Origin of the sequence: Klebsiella sp. GB_Kp056, from assembly GCF_040064755.1 — a bacterium.
Lineage (GTDB): Bacteria > Pseudomonadota > Gammaproteobacteria > Enterobacterales > Enterobacteriaceae > Klebsiella > Klebsiella quasipneumoniae.
The window spans coordinates 1-13,874 of the sequence record NZ_JBEAJA010000029.1 but is presented as its reverse complement, the minus strand read 5'-3'; the positions used below and the strand labels follow the sequence as shown (position 1 = coordinate 13,874).

Here is a 13,874-nt window from a genome sequence, read left to right as displayed (position 1 = left end):
TACGGAGAGTAAAAATGAAAGTTCGTGCTTCCGTCAAGAAATTATGCCGTAACTGCAAAATCGTTAAGCGTGATGGCGTCATCCGTGTGATTTGCAGTGCCGAGCCGAAGCATAAACAGCGCCAAGGCTGATTTTTTCGCATATTTTTCTTGCAAAGTTGGATTGAGCTGGCTAGATTAGCCAGCCAATCTTTTGTATGTCTGTACGTTTCCATTTGAGTATCCTGAAAACGGGCTTTTCAGCATGGTGCGTACATATTAAATAGTAGGAGTGCATAGTGGCCCGTATAGCAGGCATTAACATTCCTGATCACAAACATACCGTAATCGCTTTAACCGCTATTTTCGGTATCGGCAAAACCCGTTCTAAAGCCATCTGCGCTGAAACGGGCATCGCTGAAAATGTTAAGATCAGTGAGCTGTCTGAAGAACAAATTGATATTCTGCGTGAAGCAGTAGGTAAATTTGTCGTTGAAGGTGATCTGCGCCGTGAAATCACCCTGAGCATCAAGCGTCTGATGGACCTTGGTTGCTACCGTGGTTTGCGTCATCGTCGTGGTCTCCCGGTTCGCGGTCAGCGTACCAAGACCAACGCACGTACCCGTAAGGGTCCGCGTAAACCGATCAAGAAATAATCGGGGTGATTGAATAATGGCAAAGGCACCAATTCGTGCACGTAAGCGTGTAAGAAAACAAGTCTCTGACGGCGTGGCTCATATCCATGCTTCTTTTAACAACACCATCGTTACCATTACTGATCGTCAGGGTAACGCACTGGGTTGGGCAACAGCCGGTGGTTCCGGTTTCCGTGGTTCTCGCAAATCCACTCCGTTCGCAGCTCAGGTTGCAGCAGAGCGTTGCGCAGAAGCCGTAAAAGAATACGGCATCAAGAATCTGGAAGTTATGGTCAAAGGTCCGGGTCCGGGTCGCGAATCTACCATTCGTGCACTGAACGCCGCTGGTTTCCGCATCACTAATATTACTGATGTGACTCCGATCCCTCATAACGGTTGTCGTCCGCCGAAAAAACGTCGCGTATAACGCTGCGTTTTCCAGGTTAGTTGGAGAAAGAAAATGGCAAGATATTTGGGTCCTAAGCTCAAGCTGAGCCGTCGTGAGGGCACCGACTTATTCCTTAAGTCTGGCGTTCGCGCGATCGATACCAAGTGTAAAATTGAACAAGCTCCTGGCCAGCACGGTGCGCGTAAGCCGCGTCTGTCTGACTATGGTGTGCAGTTGCGTGAAAAGCAAAAAGTTCGCCGTATGTACGGTGTGCTGGAGCGTCAGTTCCGTAACTACTATAAAGAAGCAGCACGTCTGAAAGGCAACACCGGTGAAAACCTGTTGGCTCTGCTGGAAGGTCGTCTGGACAACGTTGTATACCGTATGGGCTTCGGCGCCACTCGTGCTGAAGCACGCCAGCTGGTTAGCCACAAAGCGATTATGGTAAACGGTCGTGTTGTTAACATCGCTTCTTATCAGGTTAAAGCGAATGACGTTGTCAGCATTCGTGAGAAAGCGAAAAAGCAATCTCGCGTGAAAGCCGCTCTGGAGCTGGCTGAGCAGCGTGAAAAGCCAACCTGGCTGGAAGTTGATGCTGGCAAGATGGAAGGTACGTTCAAGCGTCAGCCGGAGCGTTCTGATCTGTCTGCGGACATTAACGAACACCTGATCGTCGAGCTTTACTCCAAGTAAAGCTTAGTACCAAAGAGAGGACACAATGCAGGGTTCTGTGACAGAGTTTCTAAAACCGCGCCTGGTCGATATCGAGCAAGTGAGTTCGACGCACGCCAAGGTGACCCTTGAGCCTTTAGAGCGTGGCTTCGGCCATACTCTGGGTAACGCACTGCGCCGTATTCTGCTCTCATCGATGCCGGGTTGCGCGGTGACCGAGGTTGAGATTGATGGTGTACTGCACGAGTACAGCACCAAAGAAGGCGTTCAGGAAGACATCCTTGAAATCCTGCTCAACCTGAAAGGGCTGGCGGTGAGAGTTCAGGGTAAAGATGAAGTCATCCTTACTTTGAATAAATCTGGCATTGGCCCTGTGACCGCAGCCGACATTACCCACGACGGTGATGTCGAAATCGTCAAGCCGCAGCACGTGATTTGCCACCTGACTGATGAGAACGCTGCTATCAGCATGCGTATCAAAGTTCAGCGCGGTCGCGGTTATGTGCCGGCTTCTGCCCGAATTCATTCGGAAGAAGATGAGCGCCCAATCGGCCGTCTGCTGGTCGACGCCTGCTACAGCCCTGTAGAGCGTATTGCCTACAATGTTGAAGCTGCGCGTGTAGAACAGCGTACCGACCTGGACAAGCTGGTCATCGAAATGGAAACCAACGGCACAATCGATCCTGAAGAGGCGATTCGTCGTGCGGCAACCATCCTGGCTGAACAACTGGAAGCTTTTGTTGACTTACGTGATGTACGTCAGCCAGAAGTGAAAGAAGAGAAACCAGAATTCGATCCGATCCTGCTGCGCCCTGTTGACGATCTGGAATTGACTGTCCGCTCTGCTAACTGCCTCAAGGCAGAAGCTATCCACTATATCGGTGATCTGGTACAGCGTACCGAGGTTGAGTTGCTGAAAACGCCGAACCTGGGTAAAAAATCTCTTACTGAGATTAAAGACGTGCTGGCTTCCCGTGGACTGTCTCTGGGCATGCGCCTGGAAAACTGGCCACCAGCAAGCATTGCTGACGAGTAACCGGATCACAGGTTAAGGTTTTACTGAGAAGGATAAGGTCATGCGCCATCGTAAGAGTGGTCGTCAACTGAACCGCAACAGCAGCCATCGCCAGGCTATGTTCCGTAACATGGCAGGTTCGCTGGTTCGTCATGAAATCATCAAGACGACCCTGCCGAAAGCGAAAGAACTGCGTCGCGTAGTTGAGCCGCTGATTACTCTTGCCAAGACTGATAGCGTTGCTAATCGTCGTCTGGCATTCGCCCGTACTCGTGATAACGAGATCGTGGCAAAACTGTTTAACGAGCTGGGCCCGCGTTTCGCGAGCCGCGCCGGTGGTTACACTCGCATTCTGAAGTGTGGCTTCCGTGCAGGCGACAACGCGCCGATGGCATACATCGAGCTGGTTGATCGTGCTGAGCCGAAAGCAGAAGCTGCTGCAGAGTAATCTGTAGTAACGTAAAAAAACCCGCCCCGGCGGGTTTTTTTATATCTACCCCATCCCCACTTCACTACAATATCTGTACTCTTTTTGTTCATCCCCCGGAGCCGTAGAATGTGGTTACTGGATCAGTGGGCAGAACGCCATATCCTCGATGCCCAAACCAAAGGCGAGTTCGATAATTTACCCGGTAGCGGCGTGCCGCTAACGCTCGATGACGATTCGCATGTACCGGCCGAGCTGCGGGCAGGCTATCGCCTTCTGAAGAATGCAGGGTGTCTTCCCCCGGAGCTGGAGCAGCGCAAAGAAGCGGTGGCTCTGGCAGACTTGCTGAAGGGGGTCCGTCAGGACGACCCGCGGCATGCCGAACTCAGCAAGCGCCTTGCTCTGCTCGAGCTTAAGCTGCGTCAGGCAGGACTGAACACCGACTTTTTACGCGGTGAGTACGCCGATGCGTTGCTGCACAAAATTAATCAGGAGTGAATATGTATCGTATTGGTGAGCTGGCAAAACTGGCTGATGTGACGCCAGATACCATCCGTTATTATGAAAAACAGCAAATGATGGATCATGATGTGCGCACTGAGGGGGGATTTCGTCTTTACTCGGATAACGATCTTCAGCGTTTGCGCTTTATTCGCTATGCCCGTCAGCTGGGCTTTACTCTGGAAGCGATCCGCGAATTATTGTCGATCCGTATCGATCCGGAGCATCACACCTGTCAGGAGTCGAAAGGGATCGTTCAGGCGCGATTAAGCGAAGTTGAGGCGCGGATCAACGAGCTACAAACGATGCGTCGCTCTCTGCAACGGCTCAATGATGCCTGCTGCGGCACAGCTCACAGCAGCGTTTACTGTTCGATCCTCGAGGCCCTTGAGCAAGGCGCCAGCAACGGTAATACCGGGCGTTGATTTTTTGTGCGCGCGGATCTACACTCGCGCGGAATTCACACATCCACTGGAGTTACTATGAGTCGCTATCAGCATACCAAAGGACAAATTAAAGATAACGCCATTGAGGCACTTCTCCACGATCCATTATTCAGGCAGCGCGTAGAGAAGAATAAGAAAGGGAAAGGAAGCTATCAACGTAAAGATAAACATGCAGCAAGGAATGACCGGGAGGCCAGTGGCAAGCAAGCGAATCGCTTTTTTACCACTGGCCTTCTGCTTTCACTGCTGATTAAGAACGGTTGTTTTGTTCTTTCAGCAGATCGCGAATTTCGCTCAGCAGGACTTCTTCTTTAGAGGGCGCTGGCGGTGCCGCCGGAGCCTCTTCTTTCTTACGATTTAACTTATTCATCAGTTTAATCGCCATGAAAATGGCAAATGCGACGATGATGAAATCGAAAACGTTCTGAATAAACACCCCGTAGTGTATCACCACTGCCGGTACATCACCCTGGGCATCGCGCAGCGTGACGGCAAACTGTTTAAAATCGATCCCGCCAATCAACAGGCCGAGCGGCGGCATAATAATATCCGCGACCAACGACGAAACAATTTTACCGAATGCTGCACCGATGATCACACCCACTGCCAAATCGACAACGTTCCCGCGCATCGCGAATTCGCGAAACTCTTTTAAAAAACTCATTTTATTCTCCTTGAGCCAGCTGACGTTGTAAGTTTAACAAATGTATTTTCATTTGCCATTCCCCGTAGAGCGTTACAGGAAAATATTAACCTTTGAATAATAAGGGATAATAAAAGGCGCCTGTTCGACGCCCTGGGAATTACAGGAAGAAGGGGCTTGGCTGGAACAGCCTTTCTACATCGGAAATAAACTTTTTATCAGTCAAAAACATGATCACATGATCGCCCTGCTCGATCCGCAGATTATTATTGGCGATCATCACGTCATTCCCGCGCACGACGGCGCCGATGATCGTGCCTGGCGGAAGTTTGATCTCATCGATCGACCGACCGACCACCCGCGAGGTGCTCTCATCGCCGTGTGCCACTGCTTCGATCGCTTCCGCAACGCCGCGGCGCAGGGAGGAGACGCCGACAATATCGGCTTTACGGACATGGCTGAGGAGGGCGGAAATCGTGGCCTGCTGAGGCGATATCGCGATATCAATGACGCTACCCTGAACCAGATCCACATAGGCTCTGCGCTGGATCAGCACCATGACTTTTTTGGCCCCCATTCGCTTGGCCAGCATTGCAGACATGATGTTTGCTTCGTCATCGTTAGTGACGGCAATAAACAGGTCCACCTGGTCAATATGCTCTTCGGCCAGCAGCTCCTGATCCGATGCATCACCGTAGAAGACGATAGTATGCTGCAGTTTTTCTGCCAGCTCAGCGGCTCGCTGCTGATTGCGCTCGATAAGCTTAACGCTGTAGTCTTTTTCCAGCTTATGGGCCAGGCCCGCGCCAATATTGCCGCCGCCGACCAACATGATGCGTTTGTAAGGTTTCTCCAGACGCTGGAGTTCGCTCATGACCGCGCGAATATGCTGCGAGGCGGCAATAAAGAAGACTTCATCACCGGCCTCGACAATCGTCGAACCCTGTGGGCGGATGGGGCGATCGTGGCGGAAAATGGCGGCCACGCGCGTATCGATATGCGGCATATGCTCACGCATGGTGGACAACGCATTCCCCACCAGCGGACCACCGTAATAGGCTTTCACCACGGCGAGGCTGACTTTACCTTCAGCGAAGTTCACGACCTGCAGCGCGCCGGGATATTCTATCAGGCGATGAATATTGTCGATGACCAGCTGTTCCGGAGCGATTAAGTGATCGATGGGCACAGCTTCAGAATTGAAGAGCTTTTCCGCATCGCGGACGTAATCAGGCGCACGAATACGGGCTATACGGTTTGGCGTATTGAATAATGAATAGGCGACCTGACAGGCCACCATGTTGGTTTCATCCGAACTGGTGACCGCCACCAGCATATCGGCATCATCGGCTCCTGCCTCGCGCAGTACGCGGGGATGAGAACCGTGCCCCTGGACGACACGCAGGTCGAACTTATCCTGCAGGCTGCGCAGACGGTCGCCATTGGTATCAACCAGCGTAATATCATTGTTCTCGCCGACGAGGTTCTCCGCCAGCGTGCCGCCGACCTGGCCGGCGCCCAGAATAATAATCTTCATCTGCAGTGATCCATTAGTTCCGACGTTTGATTAGCTTAGCGTAAAAGAAGCCATCGCCTTCTTCCGCACCCGGCAGATTTTGCTGTCCCGGGCTTGCCGGCGTACCGGTTGCGTGAAGCTCTGCATCCGGGGTCCGCGCGAGGAACGCGGCAATTTGCTGACTATTCTCTTCCGGCAGAATAGAACAGGTAGCGTAAACCAACGTGCCGCCTGGCTTCAGATGCCCCCAGATGGCATTGAGGATCTCGGCCTGCAGCTGGGCTAAATCGCCGATATCCCGATCCCGGCGCAGCCATTTGATATCCGGGTGGCGGCGAATAACGCCGGTGGCGGAACAGGGGGCATCCAGCAGAATACGATCGAACTGCTCGCCGCCACACCACTGCTCAGGGAAGCGACCATCGCCCTGTTTGACTTCGGCTTTCATGCCCAGCCGTTTCAGGTTGTCATAGACGCGGGAAAGACGCTGTTCATCAATGTCTACCGCCATGACCTCAGCCTGGGGAGCGACTTCCAGAATATGCGTCGTCTTGCCGCCCGGCGCGGCGCAGAGATCGAGAATGCGCTCGCCGTTTTCCGGCTGCAGATAGCGCATGCAGCCCTGGGCCGAGGCATCCTGAACGGTTACCCATCCTTCGGCAAAACCCGGCAACGCATGGACCGGGGCAGGGGTGGCCAGACGCACGGCGTCGGGATAGTCAGGGTGGGTGAAGCCCTCTAAGCCGGCCTCTTTAAGCAGAGCAAGCCATTCGTCTCGGGAATGATGGTTGCGGTTAACGCGCAGCCACATCGGCGGGCGCTGGTTGTTCGCATCGACGATCTCCTGCCATTGTTGCGGCCAGGCCTGCTGCAGACGCTTCAGCAGCCATTTGGGATGAAGGTAGCGGTTTTCCTGCCCGGCGAATTCTGCCAGTAGCTCTTCCTGCTGGCGCTGAAACTGGCGTAACACCCCATTGATCAGCCCTTTAAGCTGCGGGCGCTTAATCGCCACCGCGCCTTCTACCGTTTCAGCCAGCGCGGCGTGCGGAGGGATGCGGGTGTAGAGTAACTGATAGAGCCCAACCATAATCAGAAAGTGCACGGTGCGCTGTTTGCCGGTCATCGGACGCGCCATCAGCTTGCTGATAAGCCACTCCAGCTGGCTGAGCGTACGCAGTACGCCAAAACACAGCTCCTGCAGCAGCGCTTTGTCTTTATCGCTGACTTTTTGCTGTAGAGGGGGCAGGACGTTGCTTAAAGACTGACCTTTTTCAACGACTTGCTCGATAGCCTGGGCGGCCAGGCTGCGTAAATTTATATTCTTTTTCATAAGCGCAAAAATAAAAATGCCCGGCGAACCCGGGCTTCAGAAGAGACGACCGTCAGGCGAGACGGGTGCCAGGAGTAAACCACTCCCGGCGGGAATTGAGTAAATCCTGGGCGCTCATCGCTTTTTTACCCGCAGGCTGTAGCGACTCCAGACTGAGGATCCCATCGCCCGTGGCGACCTGGATACCCTGTTTGGTTGCTGCCACGATAGTACCCGGTTCGGCATGCGCAGCTTCGGCAATGACCGATGCCCGCCACACTTTTAGCGGCTGCCCGTCAATTTCCAGCCAACTCATTGGCCACGGATTAAAGGCGCGGATGCAGCGCTCCAGCTGTGCGGCAGAAAGCGACCAGTCGATGCGAGCTTCTTCTTTACTCAGCTTCTCGGCGTGGCACACCAGCGATTCATCCTGTACTTCAGGCTGTGCGGTGCCGTTGGCCAGCTGGGCTAAGGTTGCCAGCAGACCTTGAGGGCCGAGCTCGGCCAGCTTATCGTACAGGCTGCCGCTGGTATCCTCTGCGGTAATGGGGCAGGAAAGCTTATACAGCATATCACCCGTATCAAGGCCGACGTCCATCTGCATGATGGTTACGCCTGTTTCGCTATCCCCGGCCCACAGCGAACGCTGGATCGGCGCTGCGCCACGCCAGCGCGGTAGCAGGGAGCCGTGAACGTTGATGCAGCCCAGACGGGGCATCTCCAGCACCGCTTTCGGGAGAATCAAACCGTACGCCACCACCACCATGATATCGGCGCCGAGATCGGCGACTAATTGTTGGTTGTCCTGCGGACGCAGGGAAGATGGCTGGAATACAGGTAAGTTATGGGCTTCAGCCAGCACCTTTACCGGGCTCGGCATCAATTTTTTGCCGCGGCCAGCAGGACGGTCTGGCTGAGTGAATACGCCAACAACCTGATGTTCAGACGACAACAGCGCGTCAAGATGACGCGCTGCAAAATCGGGGGTGCCGGCGAAAATGATACGTAGTGATTGTGACACGGTATTCCTTGTTATCAGGCACGGGAACGTAAACGATCCAGTTTCTCAACCTTCTGACGAATGCGCTGTTGTTTGAGCGGTGACAGATAATCAATAAACAGTTTGCCGACCAGATGATCCATCTCATGCTGAATACAGATAGCCAGCAGGCCATCGGCCTCCAGTTCAAATGGCTTACCGTCGCGATCCAGCGCTCGGATCTTCACTTTTTCCGCACGCGGCACCAGGGCGCGCTGTTCCGGAATCGACAGGCAGCCTTCTTCGATGCCCGTTTCGCCATCTTTTTCCAGCAGCTCCGGGTTGATTAACACCAGCTGCTCTTCACGATTTTCCGACACATCAATAACGATAATGCGCTGATGGATATCGACCTGGGTCGCGGCCAGACCAATGCCCTCCTCAGCGTACATGGTGTCGAACATATCATCGACGATACGCTGAATTTCCGCATTCACTTCTTTGACCGGCTCGGCGACTTTGCGAAGGCGCTCGTCCGGAATATGTAACACTTGCAAAACTGCCATAAAGTTCCAGAGTCGTATTCAGGAGTTGATAAGATTATTAGCTCTATTCTAGACAAAACACCCTGCAATTGACAGTCTCACTGTCCAATCGCAAAGATTGTCAATACCGCTTATGGCAGGGGGTAAGGATGACGCCCGACGAGATTTGGCTGCGGCTGATGAAGGTCAGTAACTTGTATGGCGACAGAATGCTGGAGATCGCACAGCGCTTATGCGCAGCCGCCAGCGTTGATCGTGAAGCGCTGCATGCTGTCGGGATGTCCGCGGCGCAAGCAACGTCATTTTTTCGGCTTGACGGGCGTGAGCTTGACGAGACGCGGCGCTGGCTGGAGCACCCGGAACATCATCTGTTACGGGCCGACGATCCGCGCTTTCCGTTTCGGCTAAGGGCCATCGCTGATTACCCCGGTGCGTTGTTGGTCAGCGGCGATCCCGCTCTGCTTCACAGCGCGCAGCTTGCCGTTATTGGTAGTCGCCTGCATTCCTGGTATGGCGCTCGCTGGGGGAAGCTGTTCAGCGAAACGTTGGCGCGTAAAGGAATGACTATCACCAGTGGGCTGGCGTTAGGCATTGATGGCGTAGCGCATCGCGGCGCGCTCGCGGCCGAGGGCAAAACCATCGCGGTACTGGGCAACGGACTGGGTAAGGTTTATCCGCGGCGCCATGCAAGCCTCGCCCAGCAGATCATCGATAATGGCGGTGCGCTGGTGTCTGAATTTCCACTAATAACGCCGCCGCTTCCCGCGCATTTCCCCAGGCGCAACCGGATTATCAGCGGCCTGAGCCTGGGCGTGTTGGTGGTTGAGGCGGCATTGCGAAGCGGCTCGCTGGTTACCGTCCGCTGTGCTCTGGAGCAGGGAAGGGATGTGTTTGCCCTGCCTGGGCCGATAGGCAATCCGGGATCGGAAGGCCCACACTGGTTAATTAAGCAAGGCGCGGTGCCGGTGACCTCGCCAGAGGATATTGTGGAATACTGGCACAACGAGCTGACCTGGCTAACTGATACGTCTGATTCGATAAATAATTGCGCCGATCAGCCGTCTGTAGCATTGCCATTTCCGGAGCTCCTGGCTAACGTAGGAGATGAGGTAACACCTGTTGACGTTGTCGCTGAACGTGCCGGCCAATCTGTGCCAGTAACCGTAGCTCAGCTACTTGAACTGGAGTTAGCAGGCTGGATCGCAGCTGTACCCGGCGGCTATGTCCGATTAAGGAGGGCAAGCCATGTTCGACGTACTCATGTATTTGTTTGAAACTTACATCCATAGCGAAGCAGAAATGCGCGTGGATCAGGACAAACTGACGCGGGATCTTACCGACGCAGGTTTTGAGCGGGAAGATATCTATAACGCGTTAATGTGGCTCGAGAAACTGGCTGATTATCAGGAAGGTCTCGTTGAACCCATGCAGCTCGCTTCCGACCCGCTGTCGCTTCGGGTATATACCGAAGAGGAGTGCCAGCGTCTGGATGCCAGTTGCCGGGGATTTTTACTCTTCCTCGAGCAGATTCAGGTGTTGAACCTCGAAACGCGAGAAATGGTGATAGAGCGCGTACTGGCGCTGGATACGGCAGAATTTGAGCTGGAGGACCTGAAATGGGTCATCCTGATGGTACTGTTCAATATTCCGGGCTGTGAAAACGCCTATCAGCAAATGGAAGAATTACTCTTCGAAGTAAATGAAGGTATGCTGCATTAATCTTTTTGCAGCAACATCGAGTTGTTATGACCAAATCAGCACTGTTTTCGGTGCGTAAAAATGAGCCCTGCCCGCAGTGCGGGGCTGAACTGGTGATCCGTTCCGGGAAACATGGCCCGTTTCTCGGCTGTTCGCATTATCCGGACTGTGACTATATCCGTCCCCTGAAAAGTCAGGCGGACGGGCATGTCGTTAAGGTGCTGGAGGGGCAAGCATGCCCATCGTGCGGCGCGGTTATGGTGCTACGCCAGGGGCGTTTTGGGATGTTCATTGGCTGTAGCCGCTATCCGGAATGCGAACATACCGAGCTAATTGATAAACCAGATGAGACGGCTATTGCTTGCCCGCAGTGCGGACAAGGCCATCTGGTCCAGCGTCGTTCCCGTTTCGGTAAAACCTTTCACTCCTGCGATCGCTATCCTGATTGCCAGTTCGTTATCAATTTTAAACCGGTGGCGGGCGAATGCCCTGAATGCCATTACCCGCTGTTAATAGAAAAGAAGACGGCGCAGGGTCTCAGACGCTTCTGTGCCAGTAAACAATGTGGAAAGCCGATCCCGGCGGAATAAATCAGTGAACAATAACCTGCCCTCAGAAGCCGTCGCCCATGCCGTGGCGGTCCTGAATAATGAACATGTCATCGCCTATCCCACGGAAGCTGTTTTTGGCGTCGGCTGCGACCCTGACAGCGAAACGGCCGTTATGCGTCTGCTGGAGCTGAAGCAGCGTCCTGTTGAGAAGGGATTGATCCTTATCGCCGCTAGCTTTGAGCAGCTGAAGCCCTATATTGATGATTCTCGGTTAAGTGACTCGCAGCGGGCAGCAATCTTTTCCTGCTGGCCAGGACCGGTGACGTTTGTATTCCCGGCTCGTCCTGAAACGCCACGCTGGCTGACGGGTCGTTTTGATTCGCTGGCCGTACGCGTAACCAACCATCCGCTGGTGATTGAATTGTGCGAAGCCTACGGAAAACCGCTGGTCTCGACGAGCGCCAATCTCACCGGTCAACCGCCTTGCCGCACTACCGCAGAGGTCCGTGCTCAGTTTGGTGACAGCTTCCCGGTCGTGGATGGCGCTACGGGCGGACGTCAAAATCCATCTGAAATACGTGATGCCCTGACGGGTGAACTGTTCCGCCAGGGGTGAATCATGGAAACCTACGCTGTTTTTGGTAATCCGATTGCGCACAGCAAGTCGCCTTCTATTCACCACCTTTTTGCCCGCCAGTTAGGGATTACCCATCCTTATGGACGTGTGCTGGCGCCGCTGGACGATTTTGTCTCTTCTCTGAATCAGTTTTTTGCGGAAGGAGGAAAGGGCGCCAACGTTACCGTTCCTTTCAAAGAAGAAGCCTTTGCGCGCGCGGATGAACTGACAGAACGCGCTGCGCTGGCGGGAGCGGTGAATACCCTGAAACGTCTGGAAGATGGGCGTTTGCTGGGCGACAACACGGATGGTATTGGTCTTCTGAGCGATCTGGAGCGTCTGGGATTCATTAAGCCACGCCAGCGGATCCTGCTTATCGGTGCCGGTGGCGCATCGCGTGGGGTACTGCTGCCGCTGCTGTCGCTGGGGTGCGCTGTGACGATCGTCAATCGCACCTATGCTCGCGCCCATGAGTTAGCCACGCTCTTCGCCCATACCGGCAGCGTCAGCGCCCGGGAAATGGATACCTTAGCCGGGGAAACTTTCGATCTGATCGTCAATGCAACATCCAGTGGGATAGAGGGTGATGTGCCGGCTATCCCGGCGTCTGTTGTTAACCCCGACGTGTATTGCTATGACATGTTTTACCAGAAAGGGGCGACGCCATTTCTTCAGTGGTGCCAGCAGCATGGTGCAACCCACTGCGCTGACGGGCTGGGAATGCTGGTGGCGCAAGCCGCCCATGCTGTTCTGCTATGGCACGGCGTCCTGCCGGCTATCACCCCGGTTATAGAAAAGCTGCAACAGGAACTGAATGCATGAATCAGGCGATTCAGTTTCCCGATCGGGAATCATGGGATGCCGAACGGCAGGGCGTGGTTTTTCCCGCGTTGGTGAATGGGATGCAATTAACCTGCGTAATTTCAGGGCAGATCCTGCAGCAGCGTTTTGGCGCAGAGGGGCCAGCGCAGTGGCTGGCCGCATTCCGGGAACATCGTTGGGATCTTGAGGAAGAGGCTGAGGCATTGATCCGCGATAATCAGGAGGATGCTCAGGGTTGGGTCTGGCTCTCCTGATCCAGATATTCATCTTTCCATTTCACATAGTTATTTGCTGAATATTTTAGGCCTTCCCGCTCCGCCTCTGTCAGGGGGCGGATCTGTTTGACCGGATTGCCAAAGTAAAGGAAGCCGCTTTCAAGCTGTTTATTCTGCGGCACCAGACTTCCCGCGCCAATCATGACGTCATCACCAACAACGACACCATCTAACAAGATCGAACCCATACCAACCAGCACGCGGTTGCCGATAGTGCAGCCGTGCAGCATCACTTTGTGACCAACCGTCACATCCTCTCCAATGATCAGTGGATTTCCCTCAGGCTTGTAAGAGGATCTATGGGTCACGTGTAGAACGCTGCCGTCCTGAATATTGCTACGTTGACCTATCGACACGAAATTGACGTCGCCGCGAATGGCGACCAGAGGCCAGACGCTGACGTCATCGGCAATTCTGACATCACCGATGACGACGCTGGATGCGTCAATCATGACGCGAAGACCGATTTGCGGGAAAAATGTTTTATAGGGACGCAGGTGAGCAGACATGTTGACCTCAAAAATACGGGAGCGTAAGAAGACTTTGGTGGCTTTTATCTCGCTCTGCAACCCCTGAAAACGGTGAAAATTGAGCAAATCGCGCAATTACACGGCGAAAAGGGTGAAAAATCACCATTCAGAAAAAAAGATCGAAAAAAGGCTTGTGCAAAAAAATGGGATCCCTATAATGCGCTCCCACTGACACGGCAGATGTGAATCACTTCACACAAACAGCCGGTTCGGTTGAAGAGAAAAATCCTGAAAAACGGGTTGACTCTGAAAGAGGAAAGCGTAATATACGCCACCTCGCGACAGAGCGCTAAAGCGCGTCGCAACTGCTCTTTAACAATTTATCAGA

At 53.7% G+C, this 13,874-nt stretch carries 21 protein-coding genes; 15 read left to right on the top strand and 6 right to left on the bottom strand.

Annotated features, from left to right (window positions below; genetic code table 11):
- Positions 1–14: 14 nt before the first annotated feature.
- The 9 genes from rpmJ to ABLV52_RS01970 all read left to right on the top strand — a co-directional run bounded on the left by rpmJ (position 15) and on the right by ABLV52_RS01970 (position 4,377).
- A complete protein-coding gene (rpmJ, locus tag ABLV52_RS02010) occupies positions 15–131 on the top strand; it encodes a 50S ribosomal protein L36 (protein WP_000868187.1) in 117 nt (38 codons plus the stop codon).
- Between the two features lie 146 nt (positions 132–277).
- The gene (gene rpsM / locus ABLV52_RS02005; RefSeq protein ID WP_002919259.1) at positions 278–634 is read left to right on the top strand and encodes a 30S ribosomal protein S13; all 357 of its coding nucleotides are present in this window, start codon (positions 278–280) and stop codon (positions 632–634) included.
- A gap of 16 nt (positions 635–650) precedes the next feature.
- Positions 651–1,040, top strand: a complete 390-nt coding sequence (gene rpsK, locus ABLV52_RS02000) for a 30S ribosomal protein S11 (RefSeq protein ID WP_002919257.1) — start codon at positions 651–653, stop codon at positions 1,038–1,040.
- Positions 1,041–1,073: 33 nt separating this feature from the next.
- A complete protein-coding gene (gene rpsD, locus ABLV52_RS01995) occupies positions 1,074–1,694 on the top strand; it encodes a 30S ribosomal protein S4 (RefSeq protein ID WP_002919224.1) in 621 nt (206 codons plus the stop codon).
- A gap of 25 nt (positions 1,695–1,719) precedes the next feature.
- Positions 1,720–2,709: a DNA-directed RNA polymerase subunit alpha gene (gene rpoA / locus ABLV52_RS01990; RefSeq protein ID WP_002919219.1), complete on the top strand. Its 990-nt coding sequence runs from the start codon at positions 1,720–1,722 to the stop codon at positions 2,707–2,709.
- A 40-nt stretch (positions 2,710–2,749) separates the two neighbouring features.
- Positions 2,750–3,136, top strand: coding sequence for a 50S ribosomal protein L17 (gene rplQ, locus ABLV52_RS01985; RefSeq protein WP_002919206.1), 387 nt, complete (start codon positions 2,750–2,752; stop codon positions 3,134–3,136).
- A gap of 108 nt (positions 3,137–3,244) precedes the next feature.
- A complete protein-coding gene (locus tag ABLV52_RS01980; RefSeq protein WP_032454201.1) occupies positions 3,245–3,613 on the top strand; it encodes a DUF1992 domain-containing protein in 369 nt (122 codons plus the stop codon).
- 2 nt (positions 3,614–3,615) lie between these two features.
- Entirely contained in the window at positions 3,616–4,041 is a 426-nt protein-coding gene (gene zntR / locus ABLV52_RS01975) for a Zn(2+)-responsive transcriptional regulator (RefSeq protein ID WP_023291172.1), read from the top strand.
- Positions 4,042–4,098: 57 nt separating this feature from the next.
- Positions 4,099–4,377: a ribosome alternative rescue factor ArfA gene (locus tag ABLV52_RS01970; RefSeq protein ID WP_023291171.1), complete on the top strand. Its 279-nt coding sequence runs from the start codon at positions 4,099–4,101 to the stop codon at positions 4,375–4,377.
- Here the strand turns inward: ABLV52_RS01970 and mscL are convergent.
- The 5 genes from mscL to def form a co-directional block, all read right to left on the bottom strand.
- Positions 4,313–4,726, bottom strand: a complete 414-nt coding sequence (gene mscL / locus ABLV52_RS01965; protein ID WP_348889941.1) for a large-conductance mechanosensitive channel protein MscL — start codon at positions 4,724–4,726, stop codon at positions 4,313–4,315. The two genes, ABLV52_RS01970 and mscL, sit on opposite strands and share 65 nt — an antisense overlap.
- A 139-nt stretch (positions 4,727–4,865) precedes the next feature.
- Entirely contained in the window at positions 4,866–6,242 is a 1,377-nt protein-coding gene (gene trkA, locus ABLV52_RS01960) for a Trk system potassium transporter TrkA (RefSeq protein WP_002919153.1), read from the bottom strand.
- A gap of 13 nt (positions 6,243–6,255) precedes the next feature.
- On the bottom strand, positions 6,256–7,551 hold the full coding sequence (gene rsmB, locus ABLV52_RS01955) for a 16S rRNA (cytosine(967)-C(5))-methyltransferase RsmB (RefSeq protein ID WP_087849556.1): 1,296 nt from the start codon (positions 7,549–7,551) through the stop codon (positions 6,256–6,258).
- A 52-nt stretch (positions 7,552–7,603) separates the two neighbouring features.
- On the bottom strand, positions 7,604–8,551 hold the full coding sequence (gene fmt, locus ABLV52_RS01950) for a methionyl-tRNA formyltransferase (protein WP_017900611.1): 948 nt from the start codon (positions 8,549–8,551) through the stop codon (positions 7,604–7,606).
- Between the two features lie 14 nt (positions 8,552–8,565).
- Entirely contained in the window at positions 8,566–9,075 is a 510-nt protein-coding gene (def, locus tag ABLV52_RS01945; protein ID WP_004206802.1) for a peptide deformylase, read from the bottom strand.
- A 128-nt stretch (positions 9,076–9,203) separates the two neighbouring features.
- Here def and dprA point away from each other — a divergent pair, with 128 nt between their 5' ends.
- The 6 genes from dprA to ABLV52_RS01915 are packed head-to-tail and all read left to right on the top strand — an operon-like array spanning position 9,204 to position 12,995.
- On the top strand, positions 9,204–10,328 hold the full coding sequence (dprA, locus tag ABLV52_RS01940; protein ID WP_289553952.1) for a DNA-protecting protein DprA: 1,125 nt from the start codon (positions 9,204–9,206) through the stop codon (positions 10,326–10,328).
- Positions 10,300–10,773: a DUF494 family protein Smg gene (gene smg / locus ABLV52_RS01935; protein ID WP_002919137.1), complete on the top strand. Its 474-nt coding sequence runs from the start codon at positions 10,300–10,302 to the stop codon at positions 10,771–10,773. The genes dprA and smg overlap by 29 nt, the downstream gene beginning before the upstream one ends.
- Before the next feature lie 26 nt (positions 10,774–10,799).
- Entirely contained in the window at positions 10,800–11,342 is a 543-nt protein-coding gene (locus tag ABLV52_RS01930) for a type I DNA topoisomerase (RefSeq protein WP_023291168.1), read from the top strand.
- A gap of 4 nt (positions 11,343–11,346) precedes the next feature.
- On the top strand, positions 11,347–11,919 hold the full coding sequence (gene tsaC / locus ABLV52_RS01925) for an L-threonylcarbamoyladenylate synthase type 1 TsaC (protein ID WP_004206805.1): 573 nt from the start codon (positions 11,347–11,349) through the stop codon (positions 11,917–11,919).
- A gap of 3 nt (positions 11,920–11,922) precedes the next feature.
- Positions 11,923–12,741 carry a shikimate dehydrogenase gene (gene aroE, locus ABLV52_RS01920; protein WP_032454195.1) on the top strand — a complete coding sequence of 273 codons (819 nt, stop codon included), beginning with the start codon at positions 11,923–11,925 and terminating at the stop codon, positions 12,739–12,741.
- Positions 12,738–12,995 carry a DUF1488 domain-containing protein gene (locus ABLV52_RS01915; RefSeq protein WP_048298473.1) on the top strand — a complete coding sequence of 86 codons (258 nt, stop codon included), beginning with the start codon at positions 12,738–12,740 and terminating at the stop codon, positions 12,993–12,995. Before aroE ends, ABLV52_RS01915 begins: the two co-directional genes overlap by 4 nt.
- Here ABLV52_RS01915 and ABLV52_RS01910 read toward each other — a convergent pair.
- The gene (locus tag ABLV52_RS01910; RefSeq protein ID WP_044524944.1) at positions 12,971–13,525 is read right to left on the bottom strand and encodes a gamma carbonic anhydrase family protein; all 555 of its coding nucleotides are present in this window, start codon (positions 13,523–13,525) and stop codon (positions 12,971–12,973) included. The genes ABLV52_RS01915 and ABLV52_RS01910 overlap by 25 nt on opposite strands.
- Positions 13,526–13,874 lie beyond the last annotated feature (349 nt).

What these genes read in the sequence shown, in the direction of transcription:
- rplQ (WP_002919206.1), top strand. Translation starts at nt 2,750, where the DNA reads ATGCGCCATCGTAAGAGTGGTCGTCAACTGAACCGCAACAGCAGCCAT.
- ABLV52_RS01910 (WP_044524944.1), bottom strand. Translation starts at nt 13,525, where the DNA reads ATGTCTGCTCACCTGCGTCCCTATAAAACATTTTTCCCGCAAATCGGT.
- rpmJ (WP_000868187.1), top strand. Translation starts at nt 15, where the DNA reads ATGAAAGTTCGTGCTTCCGTCAAGAAATTATGCCGTAACTGCAAAATC.
- def (WP_004206802.1), bottom strand. Translation starts at nt 9,075, where the DNA reads ATGGCAGTTTTGCAAGTGTTACATATTCCGGACGAGCGCCTTCGCAAA.
- ABLV52_RS01970 (WP_023291171.1), top strand. Translation starts at nt 4,099, where the DNA reads ATGAGTCGCTATCAGCATACCAAAGGACAAATTAAAGATAACGCCATT.
- zntR (WP_023291172.1), top strand. Translation starts at nt 3,616, where the DNA reads ATGTATCGTATTGGTGAGCTGGCAAAACTGGCTGATGTGACGCCAGAT.
- smg (WP_002919137.1), top strand. Translation starts at nt 10,300, where the DNA reads ATGTTCGACGTACTCATGTATTTGTTTGAAACTTACATCCATAGCGAA.
- ABLV52_RS01930 (WP_023291168.1), top strand. Translation starts at nt 10,800, where the DNA reads ATGACCAAATCAGCACTGTTTTCGGTGCGTAAAAATGAGCCCTGCCCG.
- rpoA (WP_002919219.1), top strand. Translation starts at nt 1,720, where the DNA reads ATGCAGGGTTCTGTGACAGAGTTTCTAAAACCGCGCCTGGTCGATATC.
- mscL (WP_348889941.1), bottom strand. Translation starts at nt 4,726, where the DNA reads ATGAGTTTTTTAAAAGAGTTTCGCGAATTCGCGATGCGCGGGAACGTT.
- ABLV52_RS01980 (WP_032454201.1), top strand. Translation starts at nt 3,245, where the DNA reads ATGTGGTTACTGGATCAGTGGGCAGAACGCCATATCCTCGATGCCCAA.
- dprA (WP_289553952.1), top strand. Translation starts at nt 9,204, where the DNA reads ATGACGCCCGACGAGATTTGGCTGCGGCTGATGAAGGTCAGTAACTTG.
- ABLV52_RS01915 (WP_048298473.1), top strand. Translation starts at nt 12,738, where the DNA reads ATGAATCAGGCGATTCAGTTTCCCGATCGGGAATCATGGGATGCCGAA.
- rpsK (WP_002919257.1), top strand. Translation starts at nt 651, where the DNA reads ATGGCAAAGGCACCAATTCGTGCACGTAAGCGTGTAAGAAAACAAGTC.
- rpsD (WP_002919224.1), top strand. Translation starts at nt 1,074, where the DNA reads ATGGCAAGATATTTGGGTCCTAAGCTCAAGCTGAGCCGTCGTGAGGGC.
- trkA (WP_002919153.1), bottom strand. Translation starts at nt 6,242, where the DNA reads ATGAAGATTATTATTCTGGGCGCCGGCCAGGTCGGCGGCACGCTGGCG.
- rsmB (WP_087849556.1), bottom strand. Translation starts at nt 7,551, where the DNA reads ATGAAAAAGAATATAAATTTACGCAGCCTGGCCGCCCAGGCTATCGAG.
- aroE (WP_032454195.1), top strand. Translation starts at nt 11,923, where the DNA reads ATGGAAACCTACGCTGTTTTTGGTAATCCGATTGCGCACAGCAAGTCG.